Genomic DNA, 19,028 nt, shown 5'->3' on the forward strand with positions numbered 1-19,028 from the left:
GTGGAAGAGATCGGTTTTTATGTTGTGTTTTTTTCCGTCGTCTGTTTAATGATTGCGTCTCAGTTTTATACTGCTTTTGTCATTTATCGCATGGAACGCTCCTCAGCTTGGGCGGCTGTTGCGGCTATTTTGCCTCTTGGTCTCAACGTTCTTTTGTATCAATCGTTGAGGCTGGATGTCAAAGCCGGCTTCGATTATTCTGGCTTATCCCCGGACGAGCGAAACCAGTGGAGAAAAGTTTATCTCTCCTTGCTGCTCCAGTATCTCGTCTTATTTGGCTTCATTGGCTGGGTACTATCGCCTACGTACGAATCGTACGGCCTATTCTAACCGTCTAGAGCCTTGTCTCTCGACGAACTGTTTTGCGTCCGTTTGTTTGTCCGTTTATAAGACTGTTTCAGGTGGACAGTTTGTCCGTTTGTCCTTTTTGTTTGACTGTCCATCTGTTGTCAGGTCGACAGTTTGTCCACTTGCCCGTCTTATTCAACTGTTGTCACTTAGACAATTTCTCCATTTGCCCGTCTTATTCAACTGTTGTCAGTTAGACAATTTCTTCATTTGCCCGTTTTGTTCGACTTTCCATCTGTTTCAGGTGGACAGTTTCTCCTCTTGTCCTTCCATCTTTCCGCCTTTCCATCTTTCCATCTTTCTATCTTTCTATCTTTCTATCTTTCTATCTTTCTATCTCCCCCCTTCTCCCCTGTCCTTCAGTCGTTCTTTCTACGAAGTTTAAAAGAGGCTTATTTTATGGCTAGAAACAAACGGAGCAAGACATATGCCGTAGAAGCGCAGCGTTCGCCTTTGTAACGGGATTCCCCCCTTTAGACATAGTTCAAGGGAATCCCGTTACAACAGCGATCGAAGGCATATGTCTTGTGCAGTTTGTGCATTCAAGAGCCATAAAAAAGCTGCCCTCCAGTTACGGAGTTTAAAAGAGGCTTATTTTATGGCTAGAAACAAGCGGAGCAAGACATATGCCGTAGAAGCGCAGCGTTCGCCTTTGTAACGGGATTCCCCCCCTTTAGACATAGTTCAAGGGAATCCCGTTACAACAGCGATCGAAGGCATATGTCTTGCGCAGTTTGTGCATTCAAGAGCCATAAAAAAAGCTGCCCTCCAGTTACGGAGTTTAAAAGAGGCTTATTTTATGGCTAGAAACAAACGGAGCAAGACATATACCGTAGAAGCGCAGCGTTCGCCTTTGTAGCGGGATTCCCCCCCCTTAGACATAGTTCAAGGGAATCCCGTTACAACAGCGATCGAAGGCATATGTCTTGTGCAGTTTGTGCATTCAAGAGCCATAAAAAAAGCTGCCCCCAGTTACGAAGTTTAAAAGAGGCTTATTTTATGGCTAGAAACAAACGGAGCAAGACATATGCCGTAGAAGCGCAGCGTTCGCCTTTGTAACGGGATTCCCCCCTTTAGACATAGTTCAAGGGAATCCCGTTACAACAGCGATCGAAGGCATATGTCTTGCGCAGTTTGTGCATTCAAGAGCCATAAAAAAGCTGCCCTCCAGTCTATAAGACTAAAGGACAGCTTTTATTAAATGAGGCTCATTTTGTCGCGGCGTCCCGGCGACTTCCGTTTATCGATCAAACGATTGACCGCATCCAAGTAGGCTCTAGCGCTTGCTTCCAAAATGTCAGTGCTAAGTCCGCGGCCTTGGGCGGCAATGTCGTCTTGCTTCAGCACGACATGCACCTCGCCAAGCGCGTCCTTCCCGTGAGAAACCGACTTAATGGAGTAGTCCTCCAGCTCGACTGCTTCTTTCGTCGCAGCGTCAATCGCGTTGTAGATGGCGTCGACGGAACCGTTGCCCTCTGCCTTCTCTACACGAATTCCTCCGTCTACAGTACGGATCCGCACTGTAGCGTTCGGAGTAGACTGGTTGCCGTAGCTGACTTCAATCGTCTCCAGTGTAAACACTTCCGGCGTATCGATCAGCTTCTCTTCCAGCAAGGCACGAATGTCTTCGTCATTTACAGCCTTTTTGCGATCGGCCAAATCCTTGAACTTGGCAAAAGCGGCGTTAACCGCTCCTTCCTCCAGCTCATAGCCAAGATCGATCAGCTTCTCGCGGAAAGCGTGGCGGCCGGAATGTTTACCGAGCACCAGCTTAGATTCTTTGAGACCGATCGCCTCCGGAGAAATAATTTCGTACGTCGTTTTTTCCTTCAGCATGCCGTCTTGGTGAATGCCGGATTCATGCGCGAACGCATTGGCTCCAACAATCGCCTTATTGCCCGGCACTGGCATCCCTGTCAGCTTGCTGACCAGGCGGCTCGTTTTTGCAATTTCTTTCAAGTTCAACGTCGTTTGAGCGCCGAAGAAATCCGGGCGCGTTGCCAGCGCCATCGCTATTTCTTCAATAGCGGTATTGCCGGCACGCTCGCCGATGCCGTTAATCGTGCCTTCGACTTGATCCGCCCCGTTCAAAATAGCGGCCAAGGCGTTCGCCGTAGCGAGTCCAAGGTCGTCATGGCAATGCGCGCTTAGCTGAATGGTTTCGATGTTCGGAACATTCTCTTTTAACGTTTTGAAAATATTTCCGAATTCTTGCGGGCTCAAATAACCGACCGTATCCGGAATATTGACAACCGTAGCTCCCGCTTTGATCGCCATGTCCGTTACTTGGCACAGGAAATCAAGCTCCGTACGTCCGGCATCTTCCGGCGAAAACTCGACTTTGTCAAAATATTGCTTGGCATACCGGATGGCGCGATCCGCCGCTTCCAGCACCTGATCCTTCTCCATCCGAAGCTTATGCTTCCGGTGGATAGGGCTGGTAGCCAGGAACAAGTGAATACATGGGTCCTGAGCTCCTATCAGCGCCTCGCGAACAGCATCGATATCTTGTTCCCGGGAACGGGACAGACCGATCACCGTCGCATTTTTGACCGCTCTGGCAACCGCGTTCACCGCAGCCAAATCGCCGGGTGAAGCAGCCGGAAATCCAGCCTCGATACGGTCAACGCCCAGCTTCTCCAATTGGAGCGCGATTTCGACCTTCTCCTTCGTATTCAGGTTTACGCCGGGTGATTGCTCGCCGTCACGAAGCGTTGTATCGAAAATATAAATTTTTCGCATGATGCCCTGCACCTCCGTGAACAGAATGATCCCGATTGCAAACAATTCGCCTGCAACCGGGATTGGTCGTTCCTCTAAAGCTTAGTATATGGCCTAACAGCCTTAAAGCATGATTATTTCTTGATCCAGTGCATAAGCTCGCGAAGCTGTTTGCCTGTTTGCTCGATTGGATGAGCGGCTTCGTTGCGGCGAGTAGCCGTCAGCATAGCGCGGCCGGATTGGTTTTCCAAGATGAAGTCGCGAGCGAAACGACCGGATTGGATATCTTCCAATACACGTTTCATTTCTTTTTTCGTTTCTTCTGTTACGATGCGAGGACCTGTCACGTAGTCGCCATACTCCGCTGTGTTGGAGATGGAATCGCGCATAGTCGCAAGACCGCCTTCGTACATCAAGTCAACGATCAGCTTAAGCTCATGCAAACACTCGAAGTAAGCCATTTCAGGAGCGTAGCCCGCTTCAACAAGTGTTTCAAAGCCAGCTTTTACAAGCGCGGATGCGCCGCCGCATAGTACGGCTTGCTCGCCGAACAGATCCGTTTCGGTTTCTTCTTTGAAAGTTGTTTCGATTACGCCCGCGCGAGTACAACCGATGCCTTTTGCATAAGCAAGACCGATTGCTTTAGCGTTGCCTGTAGCGTCTTGGTGAATAGCGATCAAGCCAGGAACGCCGAAGCCTTCTTGGTAAGTACGGCGAACCATGTGGCCCGGCGATTTAGGAGCTACCAGGAATACGTCTTTGTCGGCGCTAGGCACGATTTGTCCGTAGTGAATGTTGAAGCCGTGGGAGAACATCAGAGCCGCGCCTTGTTTCAAGTTAGGCTCGATTTCTTCTTTATATACTGTCGCTTGCGTTTCGTCCGGAAGCAAGATTTGAACAACGTCAGCAAGTTTAGTCGCTTCAGCAACCGTCAATACTTCAAAACCGTCTTTTTTAGCTACGTCTGCGGATTTGCCTGGACGAAGTCCGATAACCACTTTAAGGCCGCTGTCACGCAAGTTTTGCGCTTGTGCGTGACCTTGGCTTCCGTAACCGATAACCGCGATTGTTTTGCCTTGCAATACGTTTTGATCCGCGTCTTTTTCATAATACAATGTAACTGCCATAAGTATGATTGCCTCCTTTAAATTAACCCTTTTGAGCGGGTGTTTAAGCGGAGAATCGGAAACCTGCTAGACCTTCCTGGCTTCCCCTCTTAAACTCCCGCTCAAAGCGGGCTGTGAACATGAATGCTAGATTTAAGTTTGAGATAAAACGATAGACCAACTGTTGTTCAAAATTATTGCTTTACGTTACCGCGATTCAGCGCAGTTACACCAGTGCGTGAAAGTTCGCGGATGCCATAAGGCTTCAGAAGCTCGACCATCGCGTCAATCTTCTCCGTATCTCCAACCACCTGCACCATCAGAGAATGGGTGCCGATATCGACTACTGCCGCGCGGAACGTTTCTACCACTCCCAAAATTTCAGGACGACTTGCCGGCTCGGCATGCACCTTAATTAAGGCGAGCTCGCGGGCAACCATGGCGTTTGCGCTTAAATCCACTACTTTAATAACGTCAATCAGCTTGTACAATTGCTTCGTAATTTGCTCTAGCGTATGATCATCGCCGGAAGTGACGATGACCATACGGGAGAGTCCTTGTTCCTCGCTAGTGCCTACCGTGATGCTTTCGATATTGAAGCCGCGGCGTCCGAACAAGCCGGATACGCGTTGCAGAACGCCGGGCTGGTCGTTCACAATAACTGCGATCGTATGCTTCTTCATTCCGCATCCCCCATGATCATTTGATCGATAGTGCTGCCTTGGGCGACCATCGGATAGACGTTCTCATCTCTGCGAACGACGAATTCCACAACCGCAGGCCCCGGATGGCTTAGCGCCTCTTCCCAAGCCGCACGTGCCTCTTCTTTATTGGAAGCACGGAAGCCTTTGACTCCGTATGCCTCAGACAGCTTGACGAAATCCGGGCTGCCCGCCAGATCGATATGGCTGAACCGGTTTTCATGGATAAGCTCCTGCCACTGTCTAACCATACCCAGTACTTGGTTATTCAAAATAACAACCTTTACCGGAATGTTGTTGATGGCGCAAATCGCTAGCTCCTGTGCGCACATTTGCATTCCGCCGTCGCCGTTGATGGAAACGACCACCCGGTCTGGATTCGCCATTTGGGCGCCGATTGCCGAAGGGAAACCAAAGCCCATCGTTCCAAGTCCACCCGAAGTAACCCAAGAACGCGGTTTGTTGAATGTATAGTATTGAGCCGCCCACATTTGGTGCTGGCCTACGTCCGTTGTGACGATTGCGTCGCCATTCGTCGTTTCGTGAATCATCTCCACGACCCATTGAGGCTTAAGCTCCGTGTCGGAGTCGATATATTTAAACGGATACTGAGCTTTCGATTGCTGGATATGCGCTCTCCACTCATCTGCCTTATCTGCGCGAACCGCGATTTTATTCGCAAGCGCAAGCACCGTTTTCACGTCGCCTACGATCGGAATATCCGTTGGCACGTTTTTGCCAATTTCGGCGGGATCGATGTCGATATGAACGATTTTTGCATGTGGTGCGAATCCCGACAGCTTGCCTGTTACCCGGTCGTCGAACCTTGCGCCGATGTTGATGAGGAGGTCGGCCGTCTGCAAGGAAGTGTTCGCCGTGTACGTGCCATGCATGCCCGGCATGCCAAGCCATAGCTCGTTGCCGCTAGGGAAGCCGCCAAGTCCAAGCAAAGTCGTTGTAATTGGAATTTGCGTTTTCGTAACAAACTCAAGCAGCTCTTCGTGAGCCCCGGAGTAAACGACGCCGCCGCCTGCCAAAATAATCGGCTTTTTCGCTTCGGAAATGGCCTTGATCATTTTGTCCACTTGCAGCTTGTTTGGCGAAATGGTTGGATTGTAACCACGAATGCTTACTTCCGTTACCGGTTTGAACAGCGTCTTTGCCGCCGATACGTCTTTCGGAATGTCGATTAGAACCGGACCCTTCCGTCCTGTACCCGCAATATGGAACGCTTCATGGATTACACGAGGCAAATCCTCAACGTCGCGTACCAAATAGCTGTGCTTTGTAATCGGCATTGTAATGCCCGTAATATCCGCTTCTTGGAATGCGTCCGTGCCGATCAGAGTCGACATGACATTGCCCGTAATGACGACAAGCGGTACGGAATCCATATAAGCCGTCGCGATTCCGGTGACCAGATTGGTCGCTCCCGGACCCGATGTTGCGATACATACGCCAACTTTGCCGCTAGCACGCGCATATCCGTCTGCCGCATGAATGGCGCCTTGCTCATGTCTGGTGAGAAGGTGGTTGAAGTCAGGATTTCCATGCATCGCATCGTAAATGTACAATACGGCACCGCCCGGATATCCGAATACGCAATCTACACCTTCCAGTAGTAGACTGCGAAGCAAAATTTCCGATCCGGAAATGACTTCTGGCTTCGACAGCCTCTCCAATAGCTCTTCCTTATCCTTTAACGTTGCACTTGGTGTTGCCATCAGTTTTCCTCCTCTCAAGAAAAAACAAAAAAACCTTTCGATCCCTCAGCTTTAAAAGCTGATAGGGACGAAAGGTTGATCTTCCGTGGTACCACCCAAATTCGTTACATATCTCCCGATATATAACCTCCATAGGTTAGAACGCTGTGCACATTCCGACGTTCTACCATGGCACTGTAACGCTTGCCCTGCGATGCTCCCTAATACGCAACCGAAGTTGCTTTTCAGGAGGATAGCTCCGAGGTGAGCTCGTAGAAAAGGGGTTTTGGCGCCGGTTGCAGCAGTTCCGACCGCTCTCTGTTCAAAAGAGCCCTTAACACTTCGTCCTCATCATTGCCGATTGATATGACTTTTCATTATTATATGCGTATTCTGAAAGTTCGTCAAGAACCAGAACCACCGTATTTTCCCTTCGCAGGTTAGTCGCGTTGCCGCCTCCGCCCACATATAGTAGTGTAGCCCTCGCTAAGTAAATTCATGCAGCGCTCCGCAATATGCGCAGCGCAGGATTGGATGGATGAATATGATACGTGCCCGCAAGTCCCAAACGGATGACGCTGAGCTTGTCCGATTAATCAGATCGGAGCTGATCCCCTTTTCCCATACCGCCCGCCCGCTTGACGCACATATGATCAGTGAGCTCCCGAAAAGGTTCCGTACCGGAATGACATATGTCGCCACAAGAAGCAAATGGGGGCCGCCCGCCGCCTTTGTCCACTTCTACGTACATAGCAATCAACTGTATGTTGATATGCTGGTCACTCATCCGCAATATCGCGGTTATCATTTCGGCACAGCCTTAATGGAGCATGCCGAGGCCTACGGCAAAGCGCATCATTGCCATGTGGCTCGTCTGTTCGTCGATCGTGTAAATACCAGAGCTCATCGCTTTTACCATAAGCTTGGTTATCAGACCGTCCGTTTTATTCCGGAGCTTCAATGTTATGAGCTGCTTAAGCCGTTGACCCTGACACACGCCCCTAACTAAACTCAGTAACCGTTAAAATATCCGCCTCCGCAGTTTCCGCCATTGCATCCTCCGCCATAGCCGCCGCCGTAACCGCCGCCATAGCCTCCTCCATAGCCTCCACCGTAGCCGCCGCCAAAGCCGCAACCGCCTCCGCAGTTTGGTACTCCGCAGCCGCAACCGCCGCCAAAGCCACCGCCGAAGCCCCAGCCGCCGCCCCAAAACGGCAGCGTACCGATGGCAAGCAGATCAAACAGCAAAAGCGGGAACAAAAACCATTTTACTTTTACTTTTTTACCTTTAGAGCCTTTGCTTGACGACAAGATTAGCCGATTGCCATTCAGCCGAAGCAGCTTGCCGGATACAACGGAACCGTCCCTGCGCTTAGCGTAAATGTTTTTGCCTATTAGTTTCCGCACTTGTGCTCTAGAAACATTACCCATATGCCCAAATCCCTCCTTCCCGTTATTCTTTAATGTATTCGGGAAGGGGGTTGCCCGTCTGTATGTTTGTCCGTTTGCTCCATAGCAAAAAGGCCCCGCCTCCGTTTACGATTGCCGTAACGGGGCGGGGCCTCCAAAACGCTTAATACATACTAAGCGTTAATTTTTTGTTTGGCGATGCCAGCCAGGGAGTTGAACGAGCTGATGTCGTTAACAGCCAGGTCAGCAAGCATCTTGCGGTTTACTTCAACGCCCGCAAGCTTCAAGCCGTGCATGAATTTGCTGTAGGAAAGACCGTTTACGCGAGCAGCCGCGTTGATACGAACGATCCACAGTCTGCGAATGTCGCGTTTTTTGTTGCGACGGTCGCGGTATGCATACATAAGGGACTTGCCAACTTGCTCCTTCGCTGTTTTAAACAGACGGTGTTTCGAACCAAAGTAACCTTTAGCGAGCTTTAGAATTCTTTTACGACGACGAGCGCGGACAAAGCCGCCTTTAACTCTTGCCATGAGTGGAAACCTCCTGTAAGTTGATTTTGCTTATTTTAAACGTACTTTATTTCAAGTTGGAAAGGCCTTGTTGCAAACGACGAACGTCGCCTGCCGCCATAAGCGGTTGACCCGCAAGAACGCGTTTTTGACGACCCGATTTGTGCGAAAGCAAGTGGTTTCTGTAAGCTTTGTAACGTTTCACTTTACCAGTACCGGTAATTTTGAAACGGTCTTTCAGACTGCTGTGCGTTTTCATCTTTGGCATGTCAGTTATCCTCCTTAATGGTGTTCCAGCCGTTAGCTGTTGTTTTTTGGTGCCAAAATCATAATCATGCTCCGGCCTTCCAGCTTAGGAGCGCGCTCAACATTGCATATTTCGGCAACCTCTTTGGACAAACGGTCCAGAATTCTTTGTCCAATCGCTGCGTGCGTAATTTCGCGGCCGCGGAAACGAACGGAAGCTTTCACCTTGTCGCCTTCGCCCAAAAACTTAACGACATTGCGGTATTTAACCTGATAGTCATGCTCCTCAATGTTGGCACGGAACCAAACTTCCTTGAGGTCAACAATCTTTTGGTTTTTGCGGGCTTCTTTTTCTTTCTTCTGCTGCTCGTAACGGAATTTGCCGTAGTCCATGATGCGGCATACCGGCGGTTTGGCCGTCGGCGCAACGTTCACCAGATCCAGATTCGCCTCCACTGCAAGCTGCAAAGCGTCGCGAATCGATTTGATGCCGATTTGCTCGCCATCCGCGCCTACTAAACGTACTTCCCTGGCCCGGATCTCATCGTTGATTTGATGTTCTCTGCTAATAACGTGCCACCTCCAAATGGTATCCTTCAAAAAAATAAAAAAATGCGGGCCGCAAGACCCGCATCTCATAAACGTCCATTGAATTTGCATTATCCATCCCATATGTAATGAGACGACAGCTTAACTCTAAGGAACATCGCCAACCGGACAGCGTAAACTGAAAGGTGAGAAGCGGGTGCTTCTTCTTTTGCGTATGTTTCACCAAATACTTAACTACTATATCATAAGCAAATACCCATGTCAACGGAATTGCGATTGCGATCTTATTTGCTCTGTACTTCCTCAATCCGTACAACACGCGTATGCTGCGTATGGCTCCACGTCTTGTTGTTTTGAGTGAAAAATGCATAGAACGTAATCGGCCACCAGGAAATGAGGAAAAACGGAAGCGTCAGCAGATGAGCGTACATTTTCCACGACTTCACTTTCTCCATCATCATCGCCGCAGGGAACTGCAGCACGGTCGCGGCAATCGCGATTCCGACCAGCCACCAAGGAAGGGAGCTGTATACGGAATGAATGACATTGTCCGCAGGAAGCGCCATATCAATCCACATAATAACGGTGAGCAGGAAACCAAGCAGCGTGTTGTACACGGAAATCGTATAAATCGCTGCGTCAAACTTGACTAAATTGCGCTCCTTGATGCTTGCCCAAAGCAGCGGGAAAAAGTAATTCCGCGCCACGTTGAAATGGCCTTGCATCCAGCGCAGCCTCTGACGAGCGGAAGCTCTGAACGAAACCGGCTTCTCGTCGTACACTTTAGCGTCATAGTTCAAGATGGGATAAATTCCGCGCTTCACGCAGCGCATGGAAAACTCCAGATCCTCGACAAGGCTCGTCGCTCCCCATCCCATGTCTTTAAGTAGATTAGACTCGAAGCACATGCCCGTGCCGCCCAAAAAGTTGCTCATTTTCAGGTTTGTACGGGAAAGCTGCCACAATCGATTGCAATACCAATAAGTAATGGCGTAAGCTGCCGTAATCCACGAGTCGTCCGGATTTTTAGTATCCAGATAACCTTGAATGACTTGATGGCCTTCGCACAAGTCGTCGTTCATCAGTTGCAAGAAATCGGGGTTGACCAAATTGTCGGCATCGAACATAACCACAGCGTCGTATTGACGAGGCATGCTCCACAGTTCCTTCAACATCCACTCAATGGCGTAGCCTTTGCCGCGCAAATGATAATTTGTGCGCTCGCAGGCATGCACACCCATACTTCTGGCGATCTCCGCCGTTCCGTCCGTACAGTTGTCGCAAATGACAAAAATGTCGTACAGCTCTTTAGGATAATCCAATTTTTTTAAGTTATCGATCAATGCGCCGACGACCTGCTCTTCATTATGAGCGGCTACAAGGACGGCGAACGATTTGCGGGGCTTGTGACGCTTCCTGCTCTTGTTTTTCATAAAACCGAACAGGGAGAGCGAAAACTGATACACCGCGATCAATGCGAGAACAACCTGAAAAATGATAAACGTTACGGTAAAAAACATACGGTACTGCCCCCTTAAAACCCCTTTTAGTGTACTTGCATCCCTTCTCTGTCTAAGAAGCAAGCATTTCTTTTTTTACATACGAGTTGACAAGCGATTTTGTTACATTTCATTTTCTGGATACTTTTGAGAGTACGCTGCGATATTAGACTTACTGATTTTCCTCCGAAAGCCTCGCTTTGTCAAAATGGGAATTAGCCGTTTTTGCGCTCAATTCGCTCAGAAAAACGCTTGCATCGGCCTCCAGCACTGTCTTCCCCTCGCTTTGCTGCTCTTCCGTCTTATTCTCAACCATTTCCTGCATTTTTAGCACGAACGTCCCGAAATGTTTCAAAGAATTAAATTAAATTAATGTAAGACGAGGAATTCCCCGTTTACGTCATCATTTCGTTCATACCGTTTTATTGTTCCGTTAACGTTCCAATAATAAATAAATGATAAGATGGGAGCGTCCGATTAAGCTCGGATAGTTGAAAGGCCTAGGAGGTAAGCAACAATGGAAAAAATGATGGGCTGGATGAAGGTAAAGGAGCAGAAGCTGCTCATTTGGGCAAATCGGAGAACCGGATCTAGCCGGCTGCATGCGGCAATCGGCCATTGGCTAGGCACGATTACCCATATGGGGGGAGCAACTTTTACGCTAGCTTCCGCTTTGCTCATTGCTTTGCTGGCTCCGGAGCCGTGGAAAACAGCCGGCCTGCAAAGCTTGGCAGCTGTTGTAATCAGCCATCTCCCGGTCGCGCTAATCAAGCGGAAATTTAAGCGCCTCCGCCCCTTTCAAGCTATGCCGGGTGTTCAGACTTGCAGAAATCCGCTCCAGGATTCTTCGTTCCCGTCCGGGCATACGACGGCGATTTTTTCATGGATAATCCCTTTTCTGCTCGCGGACAGCATGTGGACGGCTCCCATCGCTCCCGCTGCACTATTAATCGCCATATCCGTCGCCTGGTCGAGGATGTATTTGGGTTTGCATTATCCGACAGATGTAGCGGCGGGAGCGCTGCTCGGCACCTCCGCCGCATTTGCCGTTCATTATTTTTGGCTCTAGGACGAATTAATCCTCTTGCTCCGTGTCGTCCTCCACCGCCAAAGCCGACTCTTTGCGCGACTTTTCCAGCTTGGAAGCTCTATGCTCCCGGAGAACCTCTTCTCCAATGACAACTTCAACCCGGTGGATTGGTTGTCCTTTTTCCATAAATTTCATTTCGTATTCGGTAAAAACAAGGTCCTCTCGCGGAGCTTCCTTGTGCAGGTGCAACGAAATGTTTCTCATCACCAGTTCCATATCCGCAAAGCTGTTCAAAGAAAATTCAAATAGTGACTGAGAGTCGGTTTTAAAATGAATTTCGCCGCGCTCATTAAGCAGTTCGATATATTTAGATACGAAGCGTTCATGTGTCAATCTGCGGCGGGCATGCTTGCTTTTTGGCCACGGATCGCTGAAATTCAAATAAATGCGCTCAAGCTCGCCTGGCGCGAACATCGTTTCAATCCCTTCAATATTTGCACGCAAAAGAGCAAGGTTCGGAGGGCTGTCCACATTCTCATCCTGCCAAGCGATCCTTGCTTTTTCACTGGCTCTCCGAAGCAGCTCGTCATACATGTCTACTCCTACAAAGTTGATGTTCGGATTGCGGAAGCTTTGCTGGCTAATGAATCTGCCTTTACCCATGCCTAGTTCAACATAGATGGGGTTGTCGTTGCCAAAAAACTCCCGCCATTTGCCCTTATGGGGCGCCGCATCCAGCACGACCAGCTCAGGCTGGCCCTCCAAACTTTCCCGTATTCCTTTTCTCCCTCTCAAACGCATATGCTGTATCTCCTTCAATTCTCATTTCAAATAATAAGGCTGTGTAATGAATCAGTCCTTATTGTGCCCAACATTGCCCTCCTTGTAAAGCGTTTTTCGCCATATTTCATCCCGGTGCGCCCTCCAGCAAAAAAAGGACGGCCGCTCCGGCCGATTCCGGCGTCGCGACAGTCCCTCACTAAATATGTGTATTCGATTAACTAAACAACTCGTCATAAGGAATCGGGGCCCGGTCACGAGACTCCTGCTCCCATGCACCCTGCAAAACCGAATTGATCTTTTTGCGGGCGGAAACCTTTACGTCATGATTGGAATGAAAATGGACGCCGGTGAGCGCCAGCAGTTCTTTTACGGTCAGCTCTACGGTTACCTTTTCGTCGCCGTGTGGAATTTTTGTCAGGTTCATCTCACATCACCTCATCGATTTATTATACAGGATTTCCAATTAATCGACTTTTCATGAGTACGGTTACATTTAGGCTATGTTAGGTATTTTCATTGATTTGTCGCACTTTTAATTTAACATATCATGTAAGGTTTTTCAAGCCTAAATTCATCTAAGCCGATTTCAATTTCCAGTTTTTCCGGTTTCCGAACGTTTAAACAGGCTTGCCTTAGAAAACATGGCTTTTCAGCTCCATTTTCGATAAAATGAAGGGTGAACGTCTTGAAAGAAGGGGTAATCATGATTCAATCGCAAACATCACCGCAGCCCCTGCTGTGGGGAGACAAAAGATTTCATACATGGAACTACGAAATGCGCGAGCAATTTGGAGGCAAAGTGTTCAAGGTTATGCTGGACGCCGGCTTTACTTGCCCCAATCGCGACGGCTCCATCGCTAAAGGCGGCTGCACGTTTTGCAGTGCTAGAGGCTCCGGCGACTTTGCCGGGCGCAGGCGAGACGACTTGGTCACGCAGTTCAATACAATCAGAGACCGCCAGCATCAAAAGTGGCCGGATGCGAATTATATCGGCTATTTCCAGGCGTATACGAACACATACGCTCCAGTTGAGGAGCTTCGGGAATATTACGAGGTGATTTTGCAGCAGCCGGGAGTAGTAGGCTTGTCGATCGCCACCCGTCCCGACTGCTTGCCGGACGATGTTGTCGATTATTTGGCGGAGCTGAACGAAAGAACCTATTTGTGGATCGAAATGGGGCTTCAAACGATTCACGAATCGACGTCTGAGCTGATCAACCGCGCTCACGATACCGCCTGCTATGAGGACGCCGTGCGGCGGCTTCGCGAAAGAGGCATACGGGTATGCGCCCATATTATTTACGGCTTGCCGCAAGAAACGCATGAAATGATGCTGGAAACGGGCCGGGCAGTATCCAAAATGGATGTGCAAGGCATCAAAATTCACCTGCTTCACCTCATGCGCAAAACGCCGATGGTGAAACAATACGAGGCCGGACTGCTCAGGTTTTTAGAGCAAGACGAATACACAAAGCTGATTGTCGATTCGCTGGAGTTTCTTCCGCCGGAGATGATCGTGCACCGGCTGACGGGAGACGCGCCGCGCGACTTGCTGATGGGGCCGATGTGGAGCCTCAAAAAGTGGGAAGTGCTAAACGGCATCGATGCTGAGCTTAAGCGCCGGAATACTTGGCAAGGCCGCCTTTGGCAGCCGGAGGTGTAGAGAGCATGGGTTTTTTATCGGTGCTGAGCACGGCGCACAAATGGATTGCGGAGCGCGCCGGCAGAGGAGATACCGTCATCGACGCTACGGCGGGCACTGGAGTGGACACGCTGGCGCTCGCCGAACTGGTGGGACCAACGGGAACCGTTTACGCATTTGATATTCAGCAGCCTGCGCTAGACCGTACACGCGAGCGACTTGCACCGCTTGAAGCGGAAAGCAAGCTTCCCGAACTGCGGCTCATGCTGCAAAGCCATGCCGAAATGGCGGAGGTCGTAACCCCCTCTTGCAAAGGGAAGGTTGCTGCCATTATGTTTAACCTCGGCTTTCTTCCCGGAGGAGACCCGGCGGTCATTACCAAGCCGAATACAACAATCGAAGCTTTGAATAAGGCGCTTGCGCTTCTGCGTCCGGGCGGAATTGTAACCTGCGTTCTCTATCCCGGCCATTCGGGCGGCGATGAGGAGGCGGCGGCTGTAGAAGCGTGGGCCGCGGAGCTGCCTCAACATGTTGGACAAGCCGTTCTTTACCGTCAGCCTCAGCGCGAGCGGGCGCCTTACCTGATTGCAATCGAGCGGCGGAGCGCCGCACTTGAGTAACGAGAGGAGCATAACCGTTATGGCTGTCAAAAAAATCGAGCATCTCGGCATTATGGTTAAAAATATCGAGCAATCCGTAGACTTCTACACAAACGTGCTTGGAATGACTCACAGATCCACGATTACGCATACAAACGGCGTCATTCGGCTCGCCTTCCTCTCCTTTCCAGACCACGAGGAAACGGATATCGAGCTAATCGAGGGATACAACAGCGGCTTGCCGGCTGAAGGCAAAGTGCATCACGCGGCTTTTACCGTCGACGATATTGAGGCCGAATTCGAACGGATGAAGAACCTTGAACAAGTAATCTTAAAAGATACCGAAATTACAACGCTGCCAAACGGAGCGCGTTACTTTTTCTTTTACGGTCCGGACGGCGAATATTTGGAGCTGTTTCAGCCCGGCCAGCCTGCACAGTAACGAGGAACGGCATGCCATTATTATCGCTTTCTACGAAAAAAAGACCAATCGCTATAAAAGCGGTTGGTCTTTTGTTTCGTCATTCCTTTTCACTAAAATTATTGGCTCTTAAAAGCCAATTCCGGCTGAATCGTCAGCATAAACGGGCGCGGCTTAGGCTTGGAATTGCCTTGATCAAGCGCATAAAGCATAATAAGCAGCGTATGTTTCCCTTTATCCACTGTCCCATCCGCCAAATAAGCGGCAAGGTCAAAAGGCAGCTTTTCAAACACGGCATGTTTTTGCAAATCCCGCTCCTGAAGGCGCAATTCGGCAAACTCGGAGGAGACGGCCTCCGGTGCGTCGGTCAGCTTTTTAAACCAGTAGCCCCATTCCGCTTTCTCCATCGTGGAGTCCCACCATGTTTTGCGCGGCTTGTAGTTATGGTTCAGGAAATAGTCATATTTCATCAACGCTAACGCTATCTCGTGATCCAGCGGAAATTCATCTCCCGCTCCAGGCTCAAGCGTCTGCAAGTAGGACCATAACCGGGAAAACAAATCCTCCAACTGATGGCCGATTTTTTGCCAACCCCGGTTTTCCCAATAATCCCCGAACCGCTGGAAAAAGTCGAATGGCGAAGTAAACACGCCGTCAACCAAATAGAGCAGCGCATGGTCCATCCGGTGCGCGTTCCAATATTTCTCCAGCACATCCTCCACACGCTTAATGCGGACAATGTCGCCAAACGGCATTAAATCGTTGCCGAGCATTTCGTATGGCGCCCGGTCCTGATAAATATAGCCCCATTTTTCTGCATCGCGTCTTAGCCCCGTCCCTCTTAGCATCTTGAGGAAACCGAGCTGAAGCTCCTCCGGACGCAGGGCAAATACATCGTTAAACGTATTACGGAACGTATCGTAATTTTCGAGCGGCAACCCGGCAATTAAGTCCAAGTGCTGATCGATTTTTTTCGAGTCTTTGACCTTTGTCACCGTGCGCACCAGCTTGGACCAGTTTTGGCGGCGCTGAACTTCCAGATTGGTCGGGTCGTTAGTGGACTGCACGCCAATCTCAAAGCGGAAAACACCCGGCGGCGCATGCTCGGCCAAATAATCCAAAACTTCCGGACGCATGATGTCGGCCGTAATTTCAAACTGAAACACGCAGCCGCGATGGTTCTCAATTAGAAATTGGAACATCTCAAGCGCGTAGTCCCTTTTGATGTTAAAGGTTCGATCGACAAATTTAATGAGCTTGGCTCCTTGATCGATCAAATAAATAATGTCCGCTTTCGTTCTATCGATATCAAAATAGCGGACGCCGACTTCAATGCTGGACAAACAAAATTGGCAGCTGAACGGACAACCCCGGCTTGTCTCAAAATAAACGACACGGCTCCCAAGATGAGGAATATCCTCTTTGAACCGATGCGGGGAAGGCAGCTCGTTCAAATTTAGCTTCGGACGAGAAGGAGTGATCAGAATTTCTTCCGCTCTCCCCTCCCGCTTCTTGCGGTAAGCGAGTCCAAACACCATATGAAATTTCTTTGTGCCGTCAAGCTCCGTGAGCAAATGGTGGAATGTCTCTTCCCCTTCTCCTACGACGATAAAATCGACTTCCGGAATTTTTTCCATCCATTGATCGGTATCGTAGCTGACTTCAGGGCCGCCAAGAACGATGCGCAGGTCGGGCTTTATTTTTCTAAGCATATTAATAACCGTGATCGTCTCTTCAATGTTCCAAATGTAACAGGAGAACCCCACGACATCCGGGTTTTTGGAAAAGAGATCCGAAACAATATTCATCGCTGGATCTTTAATCGTATATTCGGCAATTTCAATATCGAATTGATGCTCGCTGTATGCCTTTAAGCAGCGCAAAGCAAGCGAAGTGTGAATGTATTTGGCATTTAAAGTGGACAGCACAACTTTCATAATGGGAATGACCTCTCTAACTTTGGCGGCTCGCGCCTTATGTTTGGCTTCTTAGCTGCGACTCATGCGATTTGCTGGGGACGCCGCCTTCTATTGTACCGAACTTCATTGCAAAAAAGAAGAGGCGCTTGCATCCGCCTAACGCGGCTGCAAGCGCCTTGCTATAATTTCTTTAAGCTCTGGTTTGAATATAAAGCTGATCTGTAAATTGCATTTCAAGCACAGGGTAACGAACGCGCCATTTGCCCTCGCCAAGCGAAGTCACTTCGCCTTGCTTCAGTCCGCGTGGCTGGAACGTGTAATCGCGCTCGAACGAAATAATAACTTGAATGCGCTCATCCGGAAGCATGCGATGGAATTCGTGAGCAAGGTTAGCGCCCCACAGCTTCAGCTCTCCAGCCGTGGACGTTCCATAGTATAGGTAGAAAAGAGGATCGATGTTGGCCGTAAAGACTAACCAGCCTTCAGCATCGCGCTTGACATCCCATTTCTGGAATTCAACTTCCCCTTCGGATGTATCAAAATAAGAAAATTGATCTTCCAACAGCTCTTTAATGTCCGCAAGCGGAGCGCCTTTTAGCGATTCCGGAAGAAGCGGAGGGAAAAACTTCGCATCTTGAATTTTTGCATCGGTTAAGGAATCGATCAAAATGGCGGCATGGTAAGCTTCAATCGCAAAGTTGAGATCCGCCTGCGTTCCAGAAATTCCCGCAAAAGTAACGCCGACAAGCTCGCCGTATTCGTTAAACAGCGCTCCGCCGGAGCTGCCGTGATCGATTTGAGCGTTTGTCTGAATAATGTTGACGCCGCCTTCCAACGCCAGATTGCTGATCAGACCTTCGGAAACCGTATTTTGAATGCCTAGCGGGCTTCCCAATGCAAAGACCCGGTCGCCTTTGCGCGCTTGATACTTGTACCCGATCTCGACCGGAATCAAATCCATCGTTTTGGTTGTGCGGACAATGGCTAGGTCAGCCTTTTCATTGTAAGCAACTACGCCTTTAATATCGTATTCGGTACCATAAATCGTGTTTGCGGTTGCGGAAGTCGCATCTTCAATAACATGATAGTTTGTCAAAACCAAATTATCGCCGATCACAATGCCGCTTCCGGAAGCCGTGTTGGTCATAATCATGACGACACTGCCGTCGTAATGGTCAACGATTTGTTTAGCCGACCATTTCGGCTTGTTTTCGTAGAGTGCGGAGTCATCCTCTTCGTTCTCTTTATATTTCCAGCTCTTCACTTTAACCGTGCTGGTCGTTCCATCCCAAGCGACGGATGCATCAAGCTTTTCTCCTACGTAACGAATCGGCACAAAAACAACATTGTTTTTGAGAACCGCCCCTGCGCTGAGCTTTTCCTTTTTGCCATTTACAAAAGCTTCTTTTTTGCCGATTGCCATCGTAATCGAAACGCCGTCGTCTCTAATAATGATAGAGTTTGTTTTTTTCTCAAATACAAAAGTAGACTTCAGCGCCCCTAGCAATTCGTTTGCAGGAGCCATTAGGACGCCGTTTTCCTTATAAATCGGTGCCGGAATCTTTAAAAAAGCTCCGTCCACCCATAGTCGGATCGTTTCTGTTTTTTGCTGTTGCTGAGCTGCCGCCGCAGCCGTATCGTTCAAAGCCGGAATAGGCGCTAACAATAATCCCGCAACAAGCAAGGGACTAACAAGCGCTTTGAACCATTTTGCCTTCATTTCTGTCTCCCCCATATTCTCCCATTATGACCAAAGAAATTCGTACCAAATCATCCTACCATTTTAATTCTCTCTTTGTCTACGTGAACTATTTTTTAAAATAAAAAAGCCCCTCAATT

At 49.3% G+C, this 19,028-nt stretch carries 20 protein-coding genes; 6 read left to right on the forward strand and 14 right to left on the reverse strand.

From position 1 onward, the window contains the following. Entirely contained in the window at positions 1–330 is a 330-nt protein-coding gene (locus ACFQZE_RS11000; protein WP_379356708.1) for a hypothetical protein, read from the forward strand. A 1,215-nt stretch (positions 331–1,545) separates the two neighbouring features. On the opposite strand, the gene ACFQZE_RS11005 is transcribed toward ACFQZE_RS11000, so the two are convergent. The 4 genes from ACFQZE_RS11005 to ilvB all read right to left on the reverse strand — a co-directional run bounded on the left by ACFQZE_RS11005 (position 1,546) and on the right by ilvB (position 6,600). Next, positions 1,546–3,090, reverse strand: a complete 1,545-nt coding sequence (locus tag ACFQZE_RS11005) for a 2-isopropylmalate synthase (protein ID WP_379356709.1) — start codon at positions 3,088–3,090, stop codon at positions 1,546–1,548. 113 nt (positions 3,091–3,203) lie between these two features. Continuing rightward, the gene (gene ilvC / locus ACFQZE_RS11010) at positions 3,204–4,196 is read right to left on the reverse strand and encodes a ketol-acid reductoisomerase (RefSeq protein WP_379356710.1); all 993 of its coding nucleotides are present in this window, start codon (positions 4,194–4,196) and stop codon (positions 3,204–3,206) included. Between the two features lie 173 nt (positions 4,197–4,369). Continuing rightward, positions 4,370–4,858 carry an acetolactate synthase small subunit gene (gene ilvN / locus ACFQZE_RS11015; RefSeq protein ID WP_379356711.1) on the reverse strand — a complete coding sequence of 163 codons (489 nt, stop codon included), beginning with the start codon at positions 4,856–4,858 and terminating at the stop codon, positions 4,370–4,372. Next, complete coding sequence (gene ilvB / locus ACFQZE_RS11020; protein ID WP_379356713.1) at positions 4,855–6,600, reverse strand: biosynthetic-type acetolactate synthase large subunit; 1,746 nt, start codon at positions 6,598–6,600, stop codon at positions 4,855–4,857. Before ilvB ends, ilvN begins: the two co-directional genes overlap by 4 nt. Before the next feature lie 517 nt (positions 6,601–7,117). Between ilvB and ACFQZE_RS11025 the strand changes: the two genes are divergently transcribed. Beyond that, entirely contained in the window at positions 7,118–7,588 is a 471-nt protein-coding gene (locus ACFQZE_RS11025) for a GNAT family N-acetyltransferase (RefSeq protein WP_379356715.1), read from the forward strand. Positions 7,589–7,590: 2 nt separating this feature from the next. Here the strand turns inward: ACFQZE_RS11025 and ACFQZE_RS11030 are convergent, their stop codons facing one another. The 6 genes from ACFQZE_RS11030 to ACFQZE_RS11055 form a co-directional block, all read right to left on the reverse strand. Continuing rightward, positions 7,591–8,010 (reverse strand): hypothetical protein, encoded by a 420-nt coding sequence (locus ACFQZE_RS11030; protein ID WP_379356717.1) that lies wholly within the window; start codon positions 8,008–8,010, stop codon positions 7,591–7,593. 152 nt (positions 8,011–8,162) lie between these two features. Further along, positions 8,163–8,522 carry a 50S ribosomal protein L20 gene (rplT, locus tag ACFQZE_RS11035; protein WP_379356719.1) on the reverse strand — a complete coding sequence of 120 codons (360 nt, stop codon included), beginning with the start codon at positions 8,520–8,522 and terminating at the stop codon, positions 8,163–8,165. A 46-nt stretch (positions 8,523–8,568) separates the two neighbouring features. After that, a complete protein-coding gene (gene rpmI / locus ACFQZE_RS11040; protein ID WP_068682086.1) occupies positions 8,569–8,769 on the reverse strand; it encodes a 50S ribosomal protein L35 in 201 nt (66 codons plus the stop codon). A gap of 32 nt (positions 8,770–8,801) precedes the next feature. Then, positions 8,802–9,386 (reverse strand): translation initiation factor IF-3, encoded by a 585-nt coding sequence (gene infC / locus ACFQZE_RS11045; protein WP_379357038.1) that lies wholly within the window; start codon positions 9,384–9,386, stop codon positions 8,802–8,804. 194 nt (positions 9,387–9,580) lie between these two features. Further along, positions 9,581–10,816 carry a glycosyltransferase family 2 protein gene (locus tag ACFQZE_RS11050; RefSeq protein ID WP_379356722.1) on the reverse strand — a complete coding sequence of 412 codons (1,236 nt, stop codon included), beginning with the start codon at positions 10,814–10,816 and terminating at the stop codon, positions 9,581–9,583. A gap of 151 nt (positions 10,817–10,967) precedes the next feature. Then, a complete protein-coding gene (locus tag ACFQZE_RS11055; RefSeq protein ID WP_379356724.1) occupies positions 10,968–11,120 on the reverse strand; it encodes a hypothetical protein in 153 nt (50 codons plus the stop codon). 192 nt (positions 11,121–11,312) lie between these two features. Here ACFQZE_RS11055 and ACFQZE_RS11060 point away from each other — a divergent pair, with 192 nt between their 5' ends. After that, positions 11,313–11,864, forward strand: a complete 552-nt coding sequence (locus ACFQZE_RS11060) for a phosphatase PAP2 family protein (protein ID WP_379356726.1) — start codon at positions 11,313–11,315, stop codon at positions 11,862–11,864. 6 nt (positions 11,865–11,870) lie between these two features. Here the strand turns inward: ACFQZE_RS11060 and trmB are convergent, their stop codons facing one another. Then, positions 11,871–12,626 (reverse strand): tRNA (guanosine(46)-N7)-methyltransferase TrmB, encoded by a 756-nt coding sequence (gene trmB, locus ACFQZE_RS11065; protein ID WP_379356728.1) that lies wholly within the window; start codon positions 12,624–12,626, stop codon positions 11,871–11,873. Positions 12,627–12,822: 196 nt separating this feature from the next. Beyond that, entirely contained in the window at positions 12,823–13,032 is a 210-nt protein-coding gene (locus ACFQZE_RS11070; protein ID WP_379356730.1) for a hypothetical protein, read from the reverse strand. A gap of 279 nt (positions 13,033–13,311) precedes the next feature. Here ACFQZE_RS11070 and mnmL point away from each other — a divergent pair, with 279 nt between their 5' ends. Genes mnmL through ACFQZE_RS11085 form a run of 3 tightly spaced genes read left to right on the forward strand, consistent with a single transcriptional unit; the run spans position 13,312 to position 15,291 of the window. Then, a complete protein-coding gene (mnmL, locus tag ACFQZE_RS11075) occupies positions 13,312–14,271 on the forward strand; it encodes a tRNA modification radical SAM protein MnmL/YtqA (RefSeq protein WP_379356732.1) in 960 nt (319 codons plus the stop codon). Between the two features lie 5 nt (positions 14,272–14,276). Next, positions 14,277–14,870: a tRNA 5-(aminomethyl)-2-thiouridylate-methyltransferase MnmM gene (mnmM, locus tag ACFQZE_RS11080; RefSeq protein ID WP_379356734.1), complete on the forward strand. Its 594-nt coding sequence runs from the start codon at positions 14,277–14,279 to the stop codon at positions 14,868–14,870. A gap of 19 nt (positions 14,871–14,889) precedes the next feature. After that, positions 14,890–15,291: a VOC family protein gene (locus tag ACFQZE_RS11085; protein ID WP_379356736.1), complete on the forward strand. Its 402-nt coding sequence runs from the start codon at positions 14,890–14,892 to the stop codon at positions 15,289–15,291. A gap of 98 nt (positions 15,292–15,389) precedes the next feature. Here ACFQZE_RS11085 and ACFQZE_RS11090 read toward each other — a convergent pair whose 3' ends face one another. Together ACFQZE_RS11090 and ACFQZE_RS11095 are read right to left on the reverse strand one after the other, a co-directional pair. After that, positions 15,390–17,207 (reverse strand): B12-binding domain-containing radical SAM protein, encoded by a 1,818-nt coding sequence (locus ACFQZE_RS11090; RefSeq protein WP_379356738.1) that lies wholly within the window; start codon positions 17,205–17,207, stop codon positions 15,390–15,392. A 172-nt stretch (positions 17,208–17,379) separates the two neighbouring features. Further along, the gene (locus ACFQZE_RS11095) at positions 17,380–18,909 is read right to left on the reverse strand and encodes a trypsin-like peptidase domain-containing protein (RefSeq protein ID WP_379356740.1); all 1,530 of its coding nucleotides are present in this window, start codon (positions 18,907–18,909) and stop codon (positions 17,380–17,382) included. Positions 18,910–19,028 lie beyond the last annotated feature (119 nt).

Origin of the sequence: Paenibacillus sp. GCM10027627, from assembly GCF_042675505.1 — a bacterium.
Taxonomy (GTDB): domain Bacteria; phylum Bacillota; class Bacilli; order Paenibacillales; family Paenibacillaceae; genus Pristimantibacillus.